The sequence below is a fragment of the Amycolatopsis sp. w19 genome (genome assembly GCF_051373225.1).
GTDB lineage: Bacteria > Actinomycetota > Actinomycetes > Mycobacteriales > Pseudonocardiaceae > Amycolatopsis > Amycolatopsis japonica.
Genome location: NZ_JBPQFM010000002.1, coordinates 418,069 through 437,803, shown reverse-complemented (window position 1 = coordinate 437,803; position 19,735 = coordinate 418,069). Strand labels below are relative to the sequence as shown.

Annotated in this window: 18 protein-coding genes; 9 read left to right on the top strand and 9 right to left on the bottom strand. The window is 70.5% G+C overall.

Annotation, left to right across the window (positions count from 1 at the left end):
• Positions 1–14: 14 nt before the first annotated feature.
• Positions 15–3,140 (bottom strand): ATP-binding protein, encoded by a 3,126-nt coding sequence (locus ACSMFO_RS06525; protein ID WP_436457443.1) that lies wholly within the window; start codon positions 3,138–3,140, stop codon positions 15–17.
• 256 nt (positions 3,141–3,396) lie between these two features.
• Between ACSMFO_RS06525 and ACSMFO_RS06520 the strand changes: the two genes are divergently transcribed.
• Positions 3,397–4,671, top strand: coding sequence for a cytochrome P450 (locus ACSMFO_RS06520; RefSeq protein ID WP_436457441.1), 1,275 nt, complete (start codon positions 3,397–3,399; stop codon positions 4,669–4,671).
• Between the two features lie 4 nt (positions 4,672–4,675).
• Here ACSMFO_RS06520 and ACSMFO_RS06515 read toward each other — a convergent pair whose 3' ends face one another.
• Complete coding sequence (locus ACSMFO_RS06515) at positions 4,676–5,302, bottom strand: alpha-ketoglutarate-dependent dioxygenase AlkB (protein ID WP_350579890.1); 627 nt, start codon at positions 5,300–5,302, stop codon at positions 4,676–4,678.
• A gap of 100 nt (positions 5,303–5,402) precedes the next feature.
• On the opposite strand from ACSMFO_RS06515, the gene ACSMFO_RS06510 reads away from it, so the two are divergent.
• Complete coding sequence (locus ACSMFO_RS06510) at positions 5,403–6,182, top strand: alpha/beta fold hydrolase (RefSeq protein ID WP_436457439.1); 780 nt, start codon at positions 5,403–5,405, stop codon at positions 6,180–6,182.
• On the opposite strand, the gene ACSMFO_RS06505 is transcribed toward ACSMFO_RS06510, so the two are convergent.
• Positions 6,154–6,741 carry a hypothetical protein gene (locus tag ACSMFO_RS06505; protein WP_436457437.1) on the bottom strand — a complete coding sequence of 196 codons (588 nt, stop codon included), beginning with the start codon at positions 6,739–6,741 and terminating at the stop codon, positions 6,154–6,156. The genes ACSMFO_RS06510 and ACSMFO_RS06505 overlap by 29 nt on opposite strands.
• Before the next feature lie 126 nt (positions 6,742–6,867).
• Here ACSMFO_RS06505 and ACSMFO_RS06500 point away from each other — a divergent pair, with 126 nt between their 5' ends.
• On the top strand, positions 6,868–7,473 hold the full coding sequence (locus ACSMFO_RS06500; RefSeq protein WP_360097430.1) for a hypothetical protein: 606 nt from the start codon (positions 6,868–6,870) through the stop codon (positions 7,471–7,473).
• Positions 7,474–7,505: 32 nt separating this feature from the next.
• On the opposite strand, the gene ACSMFO_RS06495 is transcribed toward ACSMFO_RS06500, so the two are convergent.
• Positions 7,506–8,465: a pseudouridine synthase gene (locus ACSMFO_RS06495; protein ID WP_436457435.1), complete on the bottom strand. Its 960-nt coding sequence runs from the start codon at positions 8,463–8,465 to the stop codon at positions 7,506–7,508.
• A gap of 186 nt (positions 8,466–8,651) precedes the next feature.
• Between ACSMFO_RS06495 and ACSMFO_RS06490 the strand changes: the two genes are divergently transcribed.
• The gene (locus ACSMFO_RS06490) at positions 8,652–9,623 is read left to right on the top strand and encodes a hypothetical protein (protein ID WP_436457434.1); all 972 of its coding nucleotides are present in this window, start codon (positions 8,652–8,654) and stop codon (positions 9,621–9,623) included.
• A 118-nt stretch (positions 9,624–9,741) separates the two neighbouring features.
• Here ACSMFO_RS06490 and ACSMFO_RS06485 read toward each other — a convergent pair whose 3' ends face one another.
• Complete coding sequence (locus ACSMFO_RS06485) at positions 9,742–10,140, bottom strand: DUF5313 domain-containing protein (RefSeq protein WP_037344172.1); 399 nt, start codon at positions 10,138–10,140, stop codon at positions 9,742–9,744.
• Positions 10,141–10,245: 105 nt separating this feature from the next.
• Here ACSMFO_RS06485 and ACSMFO_RS06480 point away from each other — a divergent pair, with 105 nt between their 5' ends.
• Both ACSMFO_RS06480 and ACSMFO_RS06475 read left to right on the top strand, forming a co-directional pair.
• Positions 10,246–10,689 carry a MarR family winged helix-turn-helix transcriptional regulator gene (locus ACSMFO_RS06480; RefSeq protein WP_436457639.1) on the top strand — a complete coding sequence of 148 codons (444 nt, stop codon included), beginning with the start codon at positions 10,246–10,248 and terminating at the stop codon, positions 10,687–10,689.
• A gap of 100 nt (positions 10,690–10,789) precedes the next feature.
• Positions 10,790–11,221 carry a DUF6292 family protein gene (locus tag ACSMFO_RS06475; protein ID WP_038515331.1) on the top strand — a complete coding sequence of 144 codons (432 nt, stop codon included), beginning with the start codon at positions 10,790–10,792 and terminating at the stop codon, positions 11,219–11,221.
• Here ACSMFO_RS06475 and ACSMFO_RS06470 read toward each other — a convergent pair whose 3' ends face one another.
• Together ACSMFO_RS06470 and ACSMFO_RS06465 are read right to left on the bottom strand one after the other, a co-directional pair.
• A complete protein-coding gene (locus tag ACSMFO_RS06470) occupies positions 11,222–11,734 on the bottom strand; it encodes a YceI family protein (protein ID WP_436457433.1) in 513 nt (170 codons plus the stop codon).
• Positions 11,731–12,327, bottom strand: coding sequence for a hypothetical protein (locus tag ACSMFO_RS06465; RefSeq protein ID WP_436457431.1), 597 nt, complete (start codon positions 12,325–12,327; stop codon positions 11,731–11,733). Before ACSMFO_RS06465 ends, ACSMFO_RS06470 begins: the two co-directional genes overlap by 4 nt.
• Before the next feature lie 111 nt (positions 12,328–12,438).
• Here ACSMFO_RS06465 and ACSMFO_RS06460 point away from each other — a divergent pair, with 111 nt between their 5' ends.
• Positions 12,439–15,150, top strand: a complete 2,712-nt coding sequence (locus ACSMFO_RS06460; protein WP_436457430.1) for an ATP-binding protein — start codon at positions 12,439–12,441, stop codon at positions 15,148–15,150.
• Here ACSMFO_RS06460 and ACSMFO_RS06455 read toward each other — a convergent pair.
• Positions 15,140–15,886 carry a thioesterase II family protein gene (locus tag ACSMFO_RS06455; RefSeq protein ID WP_436457428.1) on the bottom strand — a complete coding sequence of 249 codons (747 nt, stop codon included), beginning with the start codon at positions 15,884–15,886 and terminating at the stop codon, positions 15,140–15,142. The genes ACSMFO_RS06460 and ACSMFO_RS06455 overlap by 11 nt on opposite strands.
• A gap of 139 nt (positions 15,887–16,025) precedes the next feature.
• On the opposite strand from ACSMFO_RS06455, the gene ACSMFO_RS06450 reads away from it, so the two are divergent.
• A complete protein-coding gene (locus tag ACSMFO_RS06450; protein WP_436457426.1) occupies positions 16,026–16,916 on the top strand; it encodes a TIGR03854 family LLM class F420-dependent oxidoreductase in 891 nt (296 codons plus the stop codon).
• A gap of 5 nt (positions 16,917–16,921) precedes the next feature.
• Here the strand turns inward: ACSMFO_RS06450 and ACSMFO_RS06445 are convergent, their stop codons facing one another.
• Positions 16,922–18,442, bottom strand: coding sequence for an MDR family MFS transporter (locus ACSMFO_RS06445; RefSeq protein WP_038515321.1), 1,521 nt, complete (start codon positions 18,440–18,442; stop codon positions 16,922–16,924).
• 111 nt (positions 18,443–18,553) lie between these two features.
• Between ACSMFO_RS06445 and ACSMFO_RS06440 the strand changes: the two genes are divergently transcribed.
• Positions 18,554–19,705: a DUF1015 family protein gene (locus ACSMFO_RS06440; protein WP_436457424.1), complete on the top strand. Its 1,152-nt coding sequence runs from the start codon at positions 18,554–18,556 to the stop codon at positions 19,703–19,705.
• The last annotated feature ends 30 nt before the right edge of the window (positions 19,706–19,735 follow it).

Genomic DNA, 19,735 nt, shown 5'->3' with positions numbered 1-19,735 from the left:
GGTCCCTTGGCGGCTCACAGCCGCCAAGGGACCTTGTCCTCGGGCGCGTAACGGCACGAAGAACCGGTGGTGACCGACGCGCGCAGGTGCGCGGCCAGCGCCGGATGCTGCTCGTCGAGTTTGCGCAGGGTGTCCCGGATCCGGGCGGTCACCGTCTTGCGGGCGCGTTCGGCCTCGTCGCCGAGCCGCCGCGTGCGGCCGCCGAGCCCGGCCGCGGACCGCAGCTCGGCGAGCAGCGCGTCCCGTTCCCGGTCCAGCGCGGCGGCGCGCGCGTCCTGGCCGAGCCCGGTCGCGGTGTCGATCAGTTCGTCGAGTTCCTCCAGCCGCGCGCGGTACCGGGCCTTCGCCTCGTCGTCGAGGACAGCGTCCCCGCCGAGACTCTTCGCGGCGACGACCACCTCGCCTCCTTCGGGATCGAGCAACCGCACCGCCGTCACCTCCGAGCCCGGCCTGCCGAGCAGGAAATGCAGATCCCGCAAGCCTTTCGAGTCCGGAAGGTGGGTGGTGATGCCGTCGAAGCGCAAGGTCCACACGCTTTCGTCGCGGCGGAACTCGGCCGTCGGCGCCGCCGGCGTCCGTGCGTCCTCGCGCGCCCGCGTCACCCTGGCCACGACCTGTCGCATACCCAGTGCGGTGGCCTCTTCGTCCACTTCGGACAGCAGGGCCGTCGCTGCCGTCGCGTCGCCGTCGAGGTTGCGGCCGAGGAGGGCGATCGCCAGCCAGGACTTGGCTTCGGTCGCCCAGACCGTCGCCCTGAGGCGATCCGCGGAGAGCACGGCACCGCGCAGCCGGTCCACCGCTTCGTGCCACCGTTCCTGCGCGAGATCGAGCCTGCCGAGCCAGAGGTCGACCGGGCCGGAGATCTCGCAGCCGTAGAGGGAGACCAGCCACTCCCCGCTGTACGGCAGAAGGAGCGCGCGGGCCGCTTCACACCGTTCGGGATCGCGTGAGATCGCCGCCGTATGCGCCTGACAGCGCAACCACAACGCTTCCAGGTCACGCGGGTACGGCTTCACGTCGGCCGCGAGATCGGTGAGCCGGACGGCCTCCCCGACATCCTCGCGCTGGGCCGCGGTGATCGCCTCCAGCAACCGGCTGTAGGCGTACCCGCCGCGGGAGATCTCGCGGTGCAACCCGGCGAGCTCGCCGAACCGCCCCTCCAGGCACCACCGGGCCCACCGCTGCAACTGGTTCAGGTCGCCGAAATGCGGATGCTCGTCCCCCTCGTGGCGCGAGATCACCTGCTGGATGAACGCCTCGGCTTCGGCGAACCGGCCCTGGAGCGTGGCGATGATGCTCTGGTCGATCCGGGACGCCAGCTGCGAACTCGGCGCCCTGCCGGTGGCCGCCAGGGCGAGGAACTCCTGGTATTGCTCGAAATACCGGGGATCGCCCTGTTCGAGCAGCGCCACCCACTTGAACGACGCCGCGTAATGCTCCAATTCCGGGTTCGACGTGCGGCGGCCGACGAGGACCAGTTCGTCGGTGAGCCGCTCGCGTTCCGCGGCGCTGCCCGGGCCCCAGATCGCGTCGTGCCGGGCCCACAGACCGAACAACAGGGCGGAATCGTCCTGGTCGTCGCGGGCGGTGATCATGATGTGCGCGGTCAGTTCCTGCGTCATCTCCTCGACGGTGACGTCCCGGCCGGGCTCACGGCCGCACAGCCGTCCGTGCGCTTCGGTGAGCACCTTGACCGTCTCGTCGACCCGCAGGCCTTTGTGGTCGGCGCGGATCAGGGTCAAGGCCAGCCGGGCGAGGAGATCGTCGTCGTCGAGTTCACGGATGAGCACGGAGACGTCGTCGAGGACTTGCCTGCCCTCCTCGGTTTCCTGGTGGCGGGTCAGATGCGCGCCCAGCTCGAGCGCGATGACCGCTTGCCGCCGCCGGTCGTCGACGATCTCCATCGCCCGCCGGTAATGCGTGGTCGTCTCCTCGATCGCCATCCGGCCGGTGGCGTCGATCGCGGCGGCGAGCAGCAGGTCGACGGCCTTGTCCGGATCGAGTTCCCGGCCCGCGAGCAGCGCGTGGCGGGCCATGTCCGCGGGGAAGAGCCGGTCCGACGACGACGGCGCCTCGCGGGCCGCCGCGACGACGGCGGCGTGATGCCTGCGACGGTCCGCTTCGGACAGGCTCGCGTACAGCGTCTCGCGGACGAGGTCGTGGGCGAAGGCGAACCGGCCCTGCCCGTGCACCACGACCAGTCGCGCCGCGACGGCCTGGTCGAGCAGCCGGTCCACCTGGGGTACGGGCGCCGACGCCACCCCCGCGAGCAGCCGCCGGTGGAATTCCCTGCCGAGCACGGACGCGGTGGTCAGCAGGGCGAGGACCGGCTGGGGGAGCAGGGAAAGCCGTCTCTGCAGGGCGTCGGCCACGCCTGGAGCGATGGTCTCCGCGGAACCGCCGCTGTGCCACAGCCGCGCCGTCTGCTCGACGAAGAACGGATTCCCGCCGGTGCGGCGGTGGACCTCGGCGACCAGTGCGTCGTCGGGCTCCGCGCCCGCCGTCCTGGCCATGAGCGTGCCGACCTCGTCCGGTTCGAGGCCGGTGAGAGTGACCGAGGTGGCTTTCGCGAGCAACGGCAGCATGAGTGAGCGAAGCGGATGGTCGGTCGCTTCGACCTCGACGTCCCGGTACGTGCCGATCAGCAGCAGCCGTTCGAACCAGGTGTGCTGGGCGGCGAACTCCAGCAGCCGCAGCGACGCGGCGTCGGCCCAATGGAGGTCGTCGAGCACCACGACGACCGGCTGGTCCTGGGAAGCGGCCACCAGCACACTCGTCACCGCGTCGTACAAGCGGAACCCGTCGGCCGCGCCGTCGCCGCGTGCCTCGCCGAGCAGGACGTCCAACGCGCTGTCGGCCATCGCGGCCCAGCAGCGCTCGCCGACCGCGCGCCGCAGCCCGCGGACCACCTGTGTCCACGGCCAGTAGCCCGGAGCGCTCGCGGAGTCCCAGCAGGATCCGTTGAGCACGAGGGCGCCGAGACGCTTCGCCTCGTCGGCGGCGCCGGTGACGAGCGTGGTCTTGCCGATTCCGGCTTCCCCGGTGACCAGCACCAGCCCGCCGTGGCTTTCGGTGGCGCGGGCGATCTCCGCGCGGAGCACCCCCGCGGGATGGTCACGTCCGATGAGGGCGGCTGACATGTCCGAATCCTCCCAGTAGGGTCCGACAATCTCACGACGCGCGTCCGCTGTCAGGCGTTACCTCCCGTCCATCGTGACCGACGGTGACCGACGTCTCCCGGTCGCCGGGAACCCCCGACGGGGGAAATCCGACTTTCTGGACGTGAGCAATCGTGTGGGACGGCGGGTGAACAGCCGTCGAAATTCCGGTCGGGCTGGGCGAAGGCGGCCTGTTGTGCCAGGTCAGGTGGTCGCGGGCTGGAGTAGGGTGCAAAGTATGGGGAGCATTCGCTCGCGCGTGCTGGCTTGGATCGGCCGCCGTTACCTCGCGCGTCAGCAGAAGAACGGTTTCGACCTGTCCAAGATGTCGGTCATCCCGGACAACGCGCTGCTGCCGCTCAAGCGCGACGGTCTCGATCCGGTGGCCGAGCTGGGCCGGATCCGCGCGGCGGAGCCGATCAGCAAGCTCGACCTGCCGTTCGGGATGAACGGCTGGCTGGTCACCGGCTACGACGAGGCCAAGGCCGTGCTGGGCAAGGTCGGCGAGTTCAGCAGTGACTTCACGAACCTGGTCGGGAACGCCGGCGTGACCGAGGACCAGAACCCCGGCGGGCTCGGATTCGCCGATCCTCCCGTGCACACCCGGCTGCGGCGGCTGCTCACGCCGGAGTTCACCATGCGGCGGCTGTCGCGCCTGACGCCGCGGATCGACGAGATCGTCGCCGAGCAGCTCGACGCGATGGAGAAGGCGGACGCCCCCGTCGATCTGTGGGAGGCCTTCGCGCTGCCGATCCCGTCGCTGACGATCTGTGAGCTGCTGGGCGTCCCGTACGAGGATCGCGACGACTTCCAGCGGCTCAGCACCGCGCGGTTCGATCTCTTCGGTGGCGCGGGGGCGTCACTCGGTGCGATGACCGAGTCACTGTCCTATCTGGACGAGATCGTCAAGAAGCAGCGCGCGAAGCCGGGCGACGGTCTGCTCGGCATGCTCATCAAGGAGCACGGCGACGAGATCGACGACCGCGAGCTGGCGGGCCTCGCCGACGGCGTGCTCACCGGCGGGCTGGAGACCACGGCGAGCATGCTCGCGCTCGGCGCGCTCGTGCTGCTCAAGGACCGCGAGCTGTTCGAAACCGTCCGCGGCGACGACGATGCCGTCCACAAGTTCGTCGAGGAACTGCTGCGGTACCTGACCGTGGTGCAGATGGCCTTCCCTCGGTTCGCCAAGGAGGACATGGAGATCGCCGGGGTCCGGATCGCGAAGGGCGACATCGTGCTGGTGTCGCTCAGCGTCGCGAACCGCGACGGCGTCCTCGGCGAGGACATGGAGAAGTTCGACGCGACCCGCGAGCCGACGTCGCATCTCGCCTTCGGCTGGGGCATCCACCGCTGCATCGGTGCCGAACTGGCCAGGATGGAACTGCGCACCGCGTATCCCGCGCTGATCCGCCGGTTCCCGGAGATGCGGCTGGCGGTCGAACCGGAAGAGGTCGGCTTCCGGAAGGTCTCCATCGTCTACGGCGTCGACGCGTTGCCCGTGCTGCTGGACTGATCTTTCAGGCGACTCCTCTCGGGCGGAACTGGATGCTGATCCTCGGGCCGACCGGTTTGGCGGTCTTGGGGACGGCGTGTTCCCAGGTGCGCTGGCAGCTGCCGCCCATGACGATCAGGTCGCCGTGGCCGAGGGCGTGCCGGACCGTCTCGCCTCCGCCACGCGGGCGCAGCGCCAGCTGGCGGGCGGCGCCGACCGAGACGATCGCGACCATGGTGTCCTCGGTGCGGGAGCGGCCGGTGTCGTCGCCGTGCCAGGCGACACTGTCGCGCCCGTCCCGGTAGAAACACAGACCGGAGGTCACGAACGGCTCGCCGAGCTCGTCCGCGTAGTGCGCCGAGAGCGTCTCCCGCGCCTCCGTGAGGATCGGGTGGGGGAGCGGCATGCCTTCGCGGTAGTAGCTCAGTAGCCGGGGAACGGCGACGACGCGGTCGTACATCTGCCGTCGTTCGGCCTGCCACGGCACGTCTTCGGCGAGCCGGGTGAACAGTTCGTCGGCGCCGGAGAGCCAGCCGGGCAGCACGTCGATCCAGGCGCCGCGGGTCAGCTCGGTGCGCCGGAGCCCGTCGAGCGAGCCGAGCCCGAGCGCGGCGCACTCGTCGAACAGCGAGGCTTGAAGGGCGGGGGTCATGGCATCCGAACCTACCCCGGTTCCGATCATTTGTCGAACGGGTGTTCGAGTGGGCGTAAATGACCTGATTCTGTCGGTGGGGTCGGGCACGATGGTCCGCATGATCCACATAGCGACGTCCGCGGACGGAACGCCGATCGCGTTCGAACGACGCGGCGAGGGGCAGGCGCTGGTCGTCGTCGCGGGCGCGGGCAACGACCGGCACGGTGACGAACCGCTGGTCGCGGAGCTGACAGCCGAGTTCTCCGTGGTGACCTACGACCGCCGGGGCCGGGGTGACAGCGGCGACACCGCGCCGTACGCGGTCGAGCGGGAGATCGAGGACCTGGCCGCGGTGGTCGCCGCGCTCGGTGAGCCGGTGATCGTGCACGGCATCTCCTCGGGCGGCGCGCTGGCGCTGCTCGCGGCCGCGGCGGGAGTGCCGATGGCGCGCCTGTCGGTCTTCGAGCCGCCTTATCGCGGCGAGACGGAAGAAGTCCCCGAGGGGTATGCCGACGAGATGCGCGAGCTGGTCGCGGCGGACCGGTGGGACGACGCCGTCGCGCTGTTCACGATGTCCGCGGTCGGCGCTCCGGCGGAGGCCGTCACCGCGGCCAAGGCGACGCCGATGTGGGCGGAGCTGCGCTCGTTCGCGCCAACGCTCGTCTACGACGCCTTCGTGATGAGGGATTCCAAGGTGCCGGGCGAACTGGCGTCGATCGCGACGCCCGTGCTCGTGGTGAACAGCAACGGCAGCACCGACTGGTTGAAGGCCGCCGCTCTCGCCGCGGCGAAGATGGTCCCGGGGGCGCGGCAGGTCGAGCTGGACGGGGAGTTCCACAGTGTCGCGCCGGAGCGGCTCGCGCCTGAGCTCAGCGCGTTCTACCGGGATCCTCGGTGAGGCGCAGGTAGGCCGCGCCGCGAGGGGAGATCCGGTAGCCGACTTCGAGGCTGAGTGTCAGGCCCAGGTTCTTCAGCTTGCGGATGTCGATCTTCAACGGTTCCTTCTCGCGGCCGAGGAGGTCGGCGAGATCCTGCGCGCGGCGGCCGGGATTTTCGGCGACGAGCCGCAGGGTCTCGTGCGTCCACGGGCGGCGTCCGTCCATCTTGGACAAGCGCTTGGCGATGGCCTCGACGTCCTTTTCGGACAGTTCGGCGTCCGCGCTGAGGGCGTGCCGGGGATCAGGGCCGACGTAGCGCAGCCGGATCCGGTACACCGGGGCGTCCGCGGGGCCGCGCAGTGTCCCGCGGACCGCGTTCGCGGACTCCGCGCCGGAACGACGGGCTTCGGCCTCGGTGATGTGGTCGGGGTCGACGATCTCGACCGAGACGACCTCGATCACCCCGGCCTCCAGCCGCATGACGTCGCCGGCCCGGACGTTCTGTTTCGACCAGCGCCGGAAGGTCAGGTCGATCGTCCCGGCCGCCAGTCCTTCGAGGACCGTCAAGGAGAGGATCACCGTCGTTACCCAATCAGCGGGACGCCGGGGCGTCAACGTCTTGTCCGATGACGGTTCGTGCTCGTACAGTCGCAGCCTGGTCCTGGTCTGGACCACCACCGCCGCCCTGAATGTGCAGGAGGCAGGATGCGGAGACGACTTCGGACCGCCGGGGTGGCCGCGACGGCCGTCCTCGGCCTGATCGCGTCGGCGATGCCGGCGAACGCCCAGGTCGGAACGGGGCCGTGGACGGCGGAGAACCCCTCGTTCACCGTGCAGGAACGCGGATGCGGCCAGGTCGACGGGCTGAACTTCGAGCTGACCTGCTCCACCGGAAGCGGGGACCAACGGGCGGAACGACGCTACGTGACCTACACCGGCGGCACCCGGCAGTTCGAGGGGTCGTTCCGGATCACCAGCATGGCGGGCAGCCGGATCAGCCTGAAGCAGACCTTCCGCGACGCGCCGACCGCCGGCCCGTACTTCATGCTCGCGGTCGAACGCGGCGGGCGGCTCTACGCCGTGCACGGCGGGGACACCCTGGGAAGCGGCGCGACCGTCGGGACGTCGGTGCGGGTCAACACCGTGCACCAGGTCGGGAGCACGCACAAGGTGTACATCAACGGTTCGCTGAAGCAGACCGTGAGCAGCAGCGGCGGGAGCTATTACGACAAGTTCGGCGCCTACCGGACGGCCAGTGGTGCCGGGCCGGTCAAGGTGACCTGGAGCGGGATCAAGTTCTGGCGGAAGTGAGCCGGGGTCGCCTCGTGGTGGCGAGGACGGTTCTAACCGTCCTCGCCACTCACGAGGCTCGGGCCGCGGCGCCATGCGTCGAGATCCGTCCATGCCTGGAGCGTCCGCCTGCTCTCGAACCGGCGGCGTTCCCCGGTGACCGGATCGGTGAACTCGAGGACCTTCGCCAGCAGCTGCAAGGGTTCGGTGAAGTCGTCGAGCGGGGTTTCGGTCAGCTCCGGGTAGAAGTCGTCGCCGAGAATCGGCAACCCGAGGCCGCTCATGTGCAGTCTGAGCTGGTGGGTGCGGCCGGTCGCGGGGATCAGCCGGTAGCGGCCGAGACCGTCGCGGTGCTCGATCAGTTCGGCGCGGGTCTCGGCGTTGGGTGGTCCGTCGATCTCCTGCGCGGCGATCACCCCGCGTTCCTTGACGATACGGCTGCTGATCTCGCGTGGCATCGCGACGGCAGGATCGTGGCGCGCGATCGCCTCGTATTCCTTGTGCACCAAGCGGTCTCGGAACATCGTCTGGTATTTGCCGCGGACTTCGGGGGTGATCACGAACAGGATGAGCCCCGCGGTGACCCGGTCGAGCCGGTGCGCGGGGGTGAGCCGCGGGAGATCGAGGTCGCGGCGCAGCCGGACCAGCGCGGTCTGCAGGATGTGCCGTCCACGCGGGATCGTCGCGAGGAAATGCGGTTTGTCGGCGATGAGGAAATGCTCGTCGCGGTGCAGCACGGAAACCTCGAACGGCACCTCGACCTCGTCGGGCAGGTCGCGATGGAACCAGATGAACGAGTCCGGCACGAACGGCGAATCGACGCCCAACGGCCCATCGAGCCCGACGATGCGTTCCTCGCGGAGCATCTCCTCGATCCGTTCGGGCGCGACGCGGGGAAGCCGCTCGACGAGGTGCTCGCGCAACGTCGTCCACGGCCCCTCGGCGGGCATCTTGAGCCTCGCGGGATCGAGCCCGTGGCGGGGCGGGAGCGGCGGGCGGAGCTTGCGTCTCATCACCGCGCACTCTAGCCGCGCTCCTGGTCGCGGCAGTCCGCCGTGGTCTTCCGCGGGCTACTCCGGGTGTTGCGAAAGCCACTTTCGCAACGTTGAAGGTTGCGAAAGTGGCTTTCGCAACGCCCAAGAGTTGTCCACAGTGGGGCTGGTGTGGCGAGTTGTCCACAGGCCTGCGGAAAGGCGCTGGTGCGCGATCGATTCCGGCCCGACGATCTTGGGGTGAAGACCGGAGACTGGGCCCGTGACCCCGAAGGGCTCTATCAACACAGCCGTGGTGGCGTGGTCACCGTCGCCCGGCTCGGGGAACTCGGCGTTCCGTCCATGACCTGCTATCGACGGTGCCGCCCCGGGAAACCTTGGCAACGGCTGCTACCGGGTGTCGTGCTGTTGAGTTCCGGAACGCCGACGCGGCGGCAGTTGGTCGATGCCGCGCTCCTGTACGCGGGGCCGGACGCCGTGGTGACCGGGGCCGTCGCCTGTCGGCGGCAGAGGCTGCGGGGCCTGCCGGACCATCCCTTCGCTGTCCACTTGCTCGTGCCCCTCGAACATAAGGTAGGTAGCTCGGGGCATGTGATCATCGAACGGACGACCCGGCTGCCGCAGGCGATCATGATCGACGGAGTGCCGCTGGCGCCGTTGAGCAGGGCGGTCCTCGATGAATGTCGTCGGCTCGGCTCGAGACGAGAGGTTTCCGCTCTGCTGGCCGAGGCGGTGCAGCGGGGTGTGAACCTCGCGGAGTTGTTCGCCGAACTCGACGCCGGGAGCAGCCGCGGCACGGCGATTCCGCGCGAGGCGCTGCATCGGATCGCCGACGGAGCACGGTCGGCAGCGGAGGTCGACGCGATGAAGGTGTGGCGGCTGACCGGCTTGCCGGAACCCTTGTGGAATCACGAGTTGCGCGATGAGAACGGCGAATACATCGCGACCGCCGATGGCTACTTCGTGTCGGCCGGTCTTGCCTGGGAGATCGATTCGTACGACTTCCATTTCGGCAAGCAGCAGTACGCCGCGACGGTGGCGAGAAACGCCAGATACGCGGCCGCCGGCATCGTGGTTCTTCAGACCTTGCCCAGTCGCTTGCGAACGGAGCCCAAGCGTGTCGCCGCGGAACTCGTCGCGGCCCATCGAGCCGCCATGGCCCGTAGTCAGGCCGCCTGACCGCCCCGTTCGGCGTTGCGAAAGCCACTTTCGCAACCTTCAACGTTGCGAAAGTGGCTTTCGCAACGGCCAGATCGGTGGCGGGCAGCTAGACGACTGGCGGCGGAGCCAAAGGCGGTCAGGAGTTCGGCTGGTCCCGGTACCGCGCGAGGTACCGCTCGGTCACCTCGGCCTCCGCGACCGCAGCGGCCTCCGCGCGGGTCTGGCGCCCGATGCCCGGCGGGAAGCCGTTCTTGGCGAGCCGGTGCTCGATGCTCTCCTCCATGTAGGCCATCGAGTAGAAGTACGCCACGAGCGCGGCCATGAGCACGATCGCCAGCCGCAGGGTGAGCGGGCCGGGCAGGAGCAGCCACACCGCGCAGAGCGGGGCGATCATCACCGTGCTGCGGGCGACGTGCCGCCAGCGCCAGCTTCCGGTGGTCGCGTCGTGGAGGATCCAGTCGTGGTAGCGCTCGGGCAGCCTGCCGCCGAGTGAGTACCACAGCCAGCGGAACACGTCCGGGCGCTTGCGGGGCATCGGGCGACTCCTTCCTTCGATGCCGTCACAGTACACTAATCATTAGCACGCTAAACATTAGCGTCACGCGCTAGGATCGGCGGCATGAACTCGGAGGGGCGCCAGATGAAGTCGATCGATCTGGGCGAGGACCCGCTCGCCCTGGAGCGTCAGGTGTGTTTCGCGCTGTCGGTCGCGTCGCGCAGCGTCATCGCCATCTACCGTCCGCTGCTGGAACCCCATGGGCTCACCCATCCGCAGTATCTGGTCATGCTGGCGCTGTGGGAGCGGGGCCCGCAGGCGGTCAAGGACCTGAGCGTCGCCTTGCGCGCCGAACCCGCGACGCTATCACCGCTGCTCAAACGGCTGGAGACGATCGGTTACGTCACTCGCCGGCGCAATGCCGAGGACGAGCGGCTGCTCACCGTCGAGCTGACGGAATCCGGTCGCGCGTTGCGTGCGGAGGCGGAGAAGATCCCGTATCGCGTCGTGGAGAAGCTCGGAATGGAGGTCTCCGAGCTGGAAGCGCTGCACAAGGCACTCACCCGGGTCATCGAAGCCACGGCTTGAGCGAACCGAAACCGGGGTGTGACGAAATGAGGGTGTGAAGCCGCTCCGGGGTGGGTAATTCCCGTCACGCCAACTCAAAGTGACAGGAAGATGAGGGACCGTGACCACCTCGACCCCCGCGCCCACGGAAGCAGGTCTGGAGCTCATGACCAGGCTGAACGCCTACCTGGAGGACGTGGCCGCGGCACTGGGGATACGGCGGGATTCGGGCACGGTCGACCTCACCGGTCCGGTCACCGCCCAGCTGAGGCTCAACTGGCGCCTCCCCGGCTTCCCCGAGCGCGACGTCGACCTGATGTGGCACGAGGAGCACGGCTGGTCGGCAGCCGTGGCGACGCATTCGGACGACGATCACCACGTCGTCGTCGCCTACCTCGGCGGCCGCACGGTGGCGTCGCATCCGCGTCTGGTCGCCAGGTTCGCCGAGACCCTGCGGACCGGCGACCACCAGGACTGCTGGCCCGGTCCGCCGGCGTTGCGCACCGCCGCCGGACCTTCCTCGCTCGCCAAGGAACTCGCCGCCTGGGCCTGATCACCCCGGCGGGGCGAGGACCACGTCGAGCGCGATCGTGATCTCCCTGCCGATCAGGAATCTCGGCGCCCGGAGGCCGATCGCGCGCCGGTCGAAGACGGCGGCGGCGAGCACCCGCCAGGTGCCGTCGCCGTTGTCCTCAGGCCCGGTCGCGGTCACCGTGAGGGGACAGGACTCGCCACGCGCGCCGAGAGTGCCTTCGACAGACCACCCGTCCGGGCCCTCGTCGACCCGGTCCGCCGCGAAGGTCAGCACGGGCTGCGCGTCGATCGCGAGCAGACCGGGTTTACGCAGGTCGGCGTCGCGTTTGGCGTTGCCGGTGTCGATCTTGTCGAGGTCCAGTGCCGCTTCGACGCCGACCACGCCGTCGGCGGAGACCCGCACCGAGCCCAGGCTGACCGGGATCGAGCCGTGGACCACGCGGAACCCGAAGTTCCGGACGGTGAACGTGGCCGAGGTCCGGCCGGCGAGCACGGTCCAGGTGCCGAGCCGCGCGGACGTCCCGGCGGTCATCGCGGCTCACCCACCAGGCCGAGCGAGGGCAGGGACGTGTGGAGCACGCGGTGGACGTCGACCCGGTCCGGGCCCGGCAGCAGCGCGGGATCCTCACCGGGCAGCAACTCCGTGCCCATGACCGTCTTCTGGACGGCTTCCATCGCGTCGATCGACTCGGTGAAGCCGAGAATGAGGCTGGACCGGTCCTCGGCGGTCAGGATGTAGAAGCCGCCGACGCCGTCGAGCCCCCGTACGGCGGGCCAGATCCGCTCGCGCCCGCCGAACCGGGCGGCGTCGGCCTGTGCCGGGGTGAGCGGCCGGTCGAACCAGGTCGCCTGCGCGATCCTGGGTTCGGCCGCGCCGCCTTCGACGTCGGCGACCTCGTAGACGCGGGCGTCGAAGACACCGGAAACGCGGCGGTCGGCGGCGGCGAGCGCGGACCCGCGGTCGCGCCACAACGCGACGACGAGCCCGGTCAGGCCGCCGACCTGGGCGAGGGTGCAGGTGCCCGGCGACCCGGTGCCGGGATGGAGTTCGGCGGCGAGGGCGTGGCCCCAGCCCGCGGACTCGTCGGCGTGCGAACGCCGGAACTGGTGGACGGTGGCGTACATGGGCTTTCCTTCCCGTCGGACGTGCCGACTCTGCGCTCCCGGCGGGCGCCGGACATCAGTGCCAGTACGCAGGGCGGTACGGAATCGGGCCCGCGGGGCGATACTCCTTGCGTGAACCGGGAACCGTTCGTGGGCCGGGAGGGCGAACTGGCGAGTCTGCGCGGCAGGCTCGCCGACGCCGCCGCGGGATCCGGCGGGCTCGTGCTCGTCTCCGGTCCACCCGGGATCGGCAAGACCCGGCTGGTCGAGGAGGCGACGGCCGCCGCGTCCGCCGTCGTGTGGGGCCGGTGCGCCGACGATCCCGGTGCGCCGCCGCTGTGGCCGTGGCGCCGCGTCGTCGAGGCGCTGCCGTCGGTCGATTCGGCCGTGAAGGCCGCTTTCGCCGAGACCGACGGGGCGGGCGACGTCCAGGCGGCGCGGTTCCGGTTGGTGGCCGCCGCGGCGGACGCGCTGGTGGCCGCTGCGGAACCGGCGGGCCTGGTCGTCGTCCTCGAAGACCTGCACTGGGCCGATGAGGCGTCGTTACGGCTGTTGCGCCATCTGGCGGGGGAGCTACGGCGCTCGAAGCTGGCCGTGGTCGCGACGCACCGGGACACCGGGCACACTCCCGCGCTGGACGCGGCCCTGCCGGATCTCCTCCGCCGTCCTGGCGCGCGGAGCATCACGCTGCCGCCCTTGGCCGAGTCCGACGCGCGGGCGCTGCTCACCGGACTGACGGAAGAGGACGTACGCGAAGCCTATCGCCGCTCCGGCGGGAATCCGCTCTATCTCGGCGCGATCGCGCGTTCGGCCGGTGGAGCGGAACTCGGCCACCTCGTGCGGACCGCGGTGGCCACCCTCGCGCCGGAAGTACGGCGGCTGCTCGCCATCGCGGCGGTGCTCGGCGAGGACGTCGACGCCGCCCTGCTCGCGGAGGTGTCCGGCCTGTCGCCCGGCGAGGTCGCCGACGGGCTCGATCAGGCCGAAGAGGCCGGGGTGCTGGGATCCGGCAGGTTCGCGCACGCCGTCGTCCGCGACGGGATCTACGCGGATCTCGGCCAAGCCGAACGGGAAACGTCGCACGGCCGCGCCGCCGCCGCGCTCGAGGAACACGCCCGGCGTGAACCTTCGCTCGCCGGAACGGTCGCCGGGCATTGGCTGCGTTCGGCGACCGCGCCGGAGAAGACGGCGGAGTGGGCGGCGCTCGCGGCCGCGGAAGCGAACCGGGCATTGGCCTTCGACGAAGCGGCGCGGTTCCTCGCGATGGCGCTCGACGCCCGCGCGAAAGCTGGACTGTCCGAAGTGGACCGTGCCGGGCTGCTGCTCGACCTCGCCGTCGCCGAATACCGGACGGGCAGGTTCGCGCGAAGTCTCGACCATGCCCGGCGTGCCGCCGACGCGGGGCTGACCGCCCGCGCGGCGCTGGTGGTCCGCGACGTCGCGGCGCCGGATCTTCTGCCCGGTATTCGCGACCTCGCCGTCCGCGCGCTCGCCGCCGAAGGGGTCGACCGGACGACGCGGGCACGCCTGCTGGCGCACAGCGCCTCGGTGGAAGCCGATTACGGCCGGTTCGCCGATGCGGAAAAGCTCGCCGACGAAGCCTTCGCGCTCGCCGACGAATCAGGCGATCCGGAGGCGCTGGTCGACGCCGTCCGCGCCCGGATGAAGGTCGCCCCGGACAAGCTGCCGCTGTCCGAACGGCTGCGGCTCGGCGCGCTGGCGGCCGAGCTGGGCTCGCGCACCCGGCAGCCGCTGGTTTCCTTGTGGGGCCACAAATGGCGGATCGACGCGGCCTTGGCGGACGGGCGGATGGCGCTCGTCGACGACGAACTCGTCGCGGTGACCACGCTGGCGCGGCTGACGAGGCTGCCGCTGGTGCGCTGGCACGACCTGCGGCTGCGCAGTTCGGTGCTGGCGTTGCGCGGAGACCTGGCCGAGGCGCGCGAGCTCGATCTCGCGGCGGAGGAACTGGCGGACACCGAACTCGCGGACGACTTCTCCGCGAAAGGGATGTCCTACGCGTTCCGCACCCAGCTCGTGCTGCTCACGGGTGATCCCGGTGACCTGCGAAAGGACTACGCGGGTTTGCTGGACCGGGCGCCGCATCTGCCGGTCACCTTGGTCTCGCGCCCGTTGCTGAGCCTGCTCGCGGGCGACCTCGACGAGGCGAGGGTCCGGTACGAGCAGCTGGTTCCGCTGGTCCGGAGCCCGGAGTTCGCGCTGCACGCCACCGGAGCGCTGCCGAACCTCGTGCCGCTGGTCGAGGCCTTCCGTGACGTCGAGATGGCGGAATACCTGTTGCGGCGCCTCGAAGAGGTGCGTCCGATCGTGTCCGGTGGCGCGGGTGTCTTCTGCACCGGATCGAGCCTGGAGCACCCCGCGCGGCTCAACGCCCTGCTGGGCCGCCACGACGAGGCGGTGCGGCTGTCCGAGCAGGCCATCGCGGTCAACGAAGGCATCGGCGCGCGACCCGGTGTCGCCCAGGTGAGGTTGCTGCTCGCCGAAGTCCTGGTCTCCAGGGGCGATTTCGTTCGTGCGCAAGGGATCGCGCGCGAGGCCCTCGACGAGTTCCGGCGGCTGGCCATGCCGGGACCGCTCGCGCGGGCCGCGGCATTGCTCGACCGGGTCCGCACCGAACGCCGCGCCGCGGACCCGCTCACCGGGCGGGAACGCGAGATCGTCACCCTGCTCGCCGACGCGCTCAGCAACCGCCGGATCGCCGAGAAACTGGTGCTTTCCGAACGTACGGTGGAAAGCCACGTCCGGAGCATCCTGGCGAAACTGGGCCTGGCGAACCGGACCGAGGTCGTCGCGTGGGCGAGCAGGGAAAGTCTCAGGGACTGACGGTCAGCTTGCCGAGGATGCGCGCGGCGACGGCGTCCAGGTTGTCGTCGAGGAAGAAATGCCCGCCTGGGAACACTTCCAGCTCGAAGGAGCCGCTGGTGTGTTCGGCCCAGTTCTCGGTGTCCGGCACTTCCAGGACAGGGTCGGCGTCGCCCGCGAGCGCCACGATCGGGCAGCTCACGTCGGGGCCGGGCCGGTACCGATAGGTCTCGACGGCCTTGTAATCGCCGCGCAGCGCGGGCAACGCGAGCGCGCGGATGTCCGGGTCGTCGAAGATCGTGGGATCCGTGCCACCGAGACGGCTGACCTCGTTGAGGAAGGTGTCGTCGTCGGCGAGGTGGTGCGCGTTCTCCTTCTGGATGTCCGGGCCGCGGCGGGCCGAGACGAACAACGCCGCCGGCACGATGCCGCGCGCTTCGAGCCGCCGCGCGACCTCGAACGCGGCGATGGCGCCCATGCTGTGGCCGAAGAGGGCGAAGGGTTTCGGGAACGCGGCGACGACGTCCACCAGCTGCTCGGCGAGGACGTGCAGGTCGTCGACGACCGGCTCGCCCATCCGGTCCTGCCGCCCCGGGTACTGGGCGGTGTGCACCTCGACGGTGGGTGAGAGGGCGGCCGAAAACGAGCGGTACGCGCTGGCGGATCCACCGGCGTGCGGGAAGGCGATGAGCCGCATCCCTGCCGACGGCGCCGGATGGAAGCAGCGCGTCCAACTGCTCAGAACCTGTCCTGCCATTCGAAAATCCCCCAATCCGCGCGGGAACGACCCGCACGACACTGGAATGTACGGGGGAATCGCGGAATGAGTCCATGCTTGTGCGGGGTTGTTCACGCTGGGAACCCAGGACACCTGGGCTCGGCGGATGGGAGCGGATGTGGCGGAGGACCTGAAGATCAGGGTCGGTGCGGGGCTGGGGACCGGGACGGCGCCCGAGGAGTTCGGCGCCGCGGTCGATCTGCTGGAGCGGGCGGGTGTCGACTCGCTCTGGCTGCCCGAGGCGGTGTACTCGCCCAGGATCGATCCGGTCGTCGGGCTGACGCACGCGCTCGCCCGCACCACGAAACTGAAGGTCGGCACCGGGGTGATGGTGCTACCCGGCCGCGATCCGGTGCTGGTCGCCAAACAACTCGCTTCCCTCGCCGCGCTCGCGCCGAAAAGGGTGCTTCCGGTCTTCGGCCTCAAGCCCGCGCGCGACGCGGAACTGCCCTTGTTCCCGGTGCCGCAAGGCCGCCGCGCCGCGGTGTTCGACGAGTCGTTGCGGCTGATCAGGGCCCTGTTGGAACAGGAGGACGTGACCTTCGAGGGCGAGTTCTTCCGCGTCGAGGGGAAGGGGCTCGGCCTCACCCCGCTCAAACGGCTCGACCTCTGGCTCGGCGGGAAGGCACCCGGCGCGCTGCGGCGGGTCGGCAGGCTCGCGGACGGCTGGCTGGCCAGTTTCCTCACGCCGGAAGAGGCGCGGGCAGGCCGCGAGGCGATCCAGGAGGCCGCCGCCGAGGCGGACCGGGAAGTCGAGGCCGACCACTTCGGGATCAGTCTCCTCGTCGCCGAGGACGGGATCCCGGACGCGCTCGCCGCTTCGGTCGCCGCACGGTCCGGCGCGGATCCGGCGCGGCTGGTCGCGGACGGCTGGAGCGCCGCCCGCGACCTGATCGCCGAGCACATCGACGCGGGGCTGAGCAAGTTCGTGCTGTACCCGGCCGGGCCGGAGCCGATCGAGCGGTTCGTGGAGAACTTCGTCGAGCACGCCGTCCCGCTGCAGAATTAAGGCGCTCAGTCGAACTTCAGTTCTTCGGTCCGCCGCGGCATCAGCAGCAGCGCGCCGACGCTGAGCACGGCGACCACCAGCATCGCCAGGAAGACGTGGTGCGTGGCGTCCGCGAGGGCGCCCCGAACGAACGTCGTCGTCGCGGTTTCCGGACCATTGCCCTCCAGGACGACACTGGTCGCGTCGACGCCGGACGGCAGTCCGGTGACCCCGGCCGGCGGGTTGGCGAAGCGGTTCGCCAGGGTCGCGTTCGCGATCGCGCCGAAGATCGCCACACCGACCGCGCTGCCCAGCGAACGGCTGAACATGTTGGTCGCGGTGACGACGCCGCGGCGTTCCCAGCCGATGGTGGACTGCACGGCGATCAGCGTCGGGCTCGACGCCAGCCCCAGTCCCAGCCCGAGGACGAACGCGGCCGCGGCCGCCAGCCAGATCGACGAACCCGCCGCGAGGAACACCGTGAGCGCCGCCCCCGCGATGACCGCCCCGCTGCCGATCAGCGCGGTGTCCCGGAACCCGATCCGCATGTAGATCCGGCCCGCCAGCGACGCCGAGATCGGCCACCCGACGGTCAGCGCGGCCAGCGCGAATCCGGCGACGAGCGCGCCGGTGCCGAGGACACCCTGCGAGAAGGTCGGCAGATACGACGTCAGTCCCATCAGCAGCATGCCGACGACGACGGCGACCAGGTTGCCGCCGATCAGGGTCCGTTTGGTGAAGATCCACAGTGGCAGCACCGGTTCTTCGGCCTTGCGCTCCACGAACACGAACGCCACCAGCAGCACCGCCGCGGCGGCGAAGATCCCCAGGCTCGGCGCGGACGCCCAGCCCCAGGCGACCCCGCCCTCCAGCAGGCCGAGGATCAGCAGCGAGCAGCCGAGGGTGAGCAGGGTGGCGCCGAGGTAGTCGATGCGGTGCGAGCGGCGTTCGACGCGCTCGCGGAAGTTCCGGAACAGCATCCACGCCGCCAGCGCGCCGAGCGGCAGGTTGATGAAGAAGATCCAGCGCCAGTCGAGGTACTCGGCGAACACGCCGCCCAGCGTCGGCCCGACCACCGACGAGATGGCCCACACGCTGGCGAGATAGCCCTGCACCCTGGCGCGTTCCTCGACGGTGTACATGTCGCCGACCATGGTCAGCGCGATCGGCTGGATGGCGCCCGCGCCGATGCCCTGCACCGCGCGGGCGGCGATCAGCACCGGCATGCTCCAGGCCGCGCCGCACAGCACCGAGCCCAGCAGGAACGCCGCGATCCCGAAGAACATCACCGGACGCCTGCCGAGCACGTCGGCGAACTTGCCGTACAGCGGGACAGTGACCGCCTGGGTCAGCAGATAGATCGAGAACAGCCACGGGAACTGCGAGAACCCGCCCAGATCGGCGACCACCGAGGGCACCGCCGTGGCGATGATGGTCGAGTCCAGCGCGATCAGGCCGGAACACAGCATCACGGCGATCAGGACGGGACCGCGTTCGGACCGGAAACCGACCCCTTCCTTCGCGGTGACCGGGGCCGGGGTGGTCATCTGTGACGGTCTCCTCAGGCTCATGAACGACGTCAACTACTTCGCATGGGTAAGCATTCCACGGAGACACCCGGTCATGGGACCGATTTTTTCCGTGAGCTATCCCGCAAAATGGGTCGGATGAGCACTTGGATCCGCCCGATCGACCGTGGCTGGGTAGTCCGCGACACCGTCCCGGGGCCCGACGTCGACGAGTTCGCCGACCCGGACCGGGTGGCCGCCGCGCTCGCCGGGGCCCGCGGCGACAGCCTGCTGGCGGTCCAGCATCCGGCGAGAACACCGGCCGCGCTGGCGGGCGGGCTTGCGATCGAGGCCGCGTTGCCGCAGGCCAGGGCGACGTTCGAGCGGATCCGGGAGCGGCACTATCGCCCGGTCTCCGCCGTGGTCGCGCCGTATCGCATCGACGGGCCGGACGGCGTCGCGCTCGGCGTGCTCTGCCTCGTCGATCCCGCCGCGGTCCGCGACGACGGCGTGACCCGGGTCCGGCACACCGAGGACGTCTATCCGGACGTCGTCGCGGAACGGGCCGCGATGCTCGCCGGACTCGGTGTCGCGACGAGCGCCGCGATGCTGGTCCCCGCGACCGGTGGCCGCGATCTGACCGCGCTGATCGAACGGGTCTGCCGCGGCCGGGTCCCCAGCCTGTCCACAGTGGACGGCGCGGGCCGCAAGCACGAACTGTGGCTCACCGGCCCCGGCGAAGACCAGGACGAACTGCTGGCGACCCTGGACGGTCTGGATCTCCTGGTCGCGGACGGCAACCACCGCGTCGCGGCCGCGGCGGCTTCCGGGCGCGGCGCGTTGCTGGCGCTGGTCACCGGCGGGCCCGGGCTGCGGATCGGGCCCATTCACCGGGTGCTCGCCGGCACCGGTCTCGACGTGGACACCCTGGTCCGGCGCTGGACGGAGGCGGGGTACGACGTCCGCCCCGGTCCGGCGGATCCGCCGTCCGAGGCGGGCGAGGTGACCGTCGTGGCGGGGACGGAGGCTTTCCGGGTATCGCTCGGCAAGGCGGGCGGCGACCACGCGGTGGTCGAGCAGGAACTGCTGCGCGGGGCGCTCGGCGTCGATCCGGAAGGCCCGAACGTGCGCCCGTTGCTGCCCGGCGTGCCGGTGCCCGCTGACGCGGACGCAGTGCTGCTGCTGGCCCCGGTCCCGTACGCGGAGGTGCTCGCCGTGCACGCGGCCGGGGCGCGGATGCCGAGGAAGGCCACCTATTTCACGCCGAAACCACGCAGCGGGCTCCTCCTGGCCGAGCTCTGACGTCGCGCTTTTGTCGGTGGCGCGGCTTAG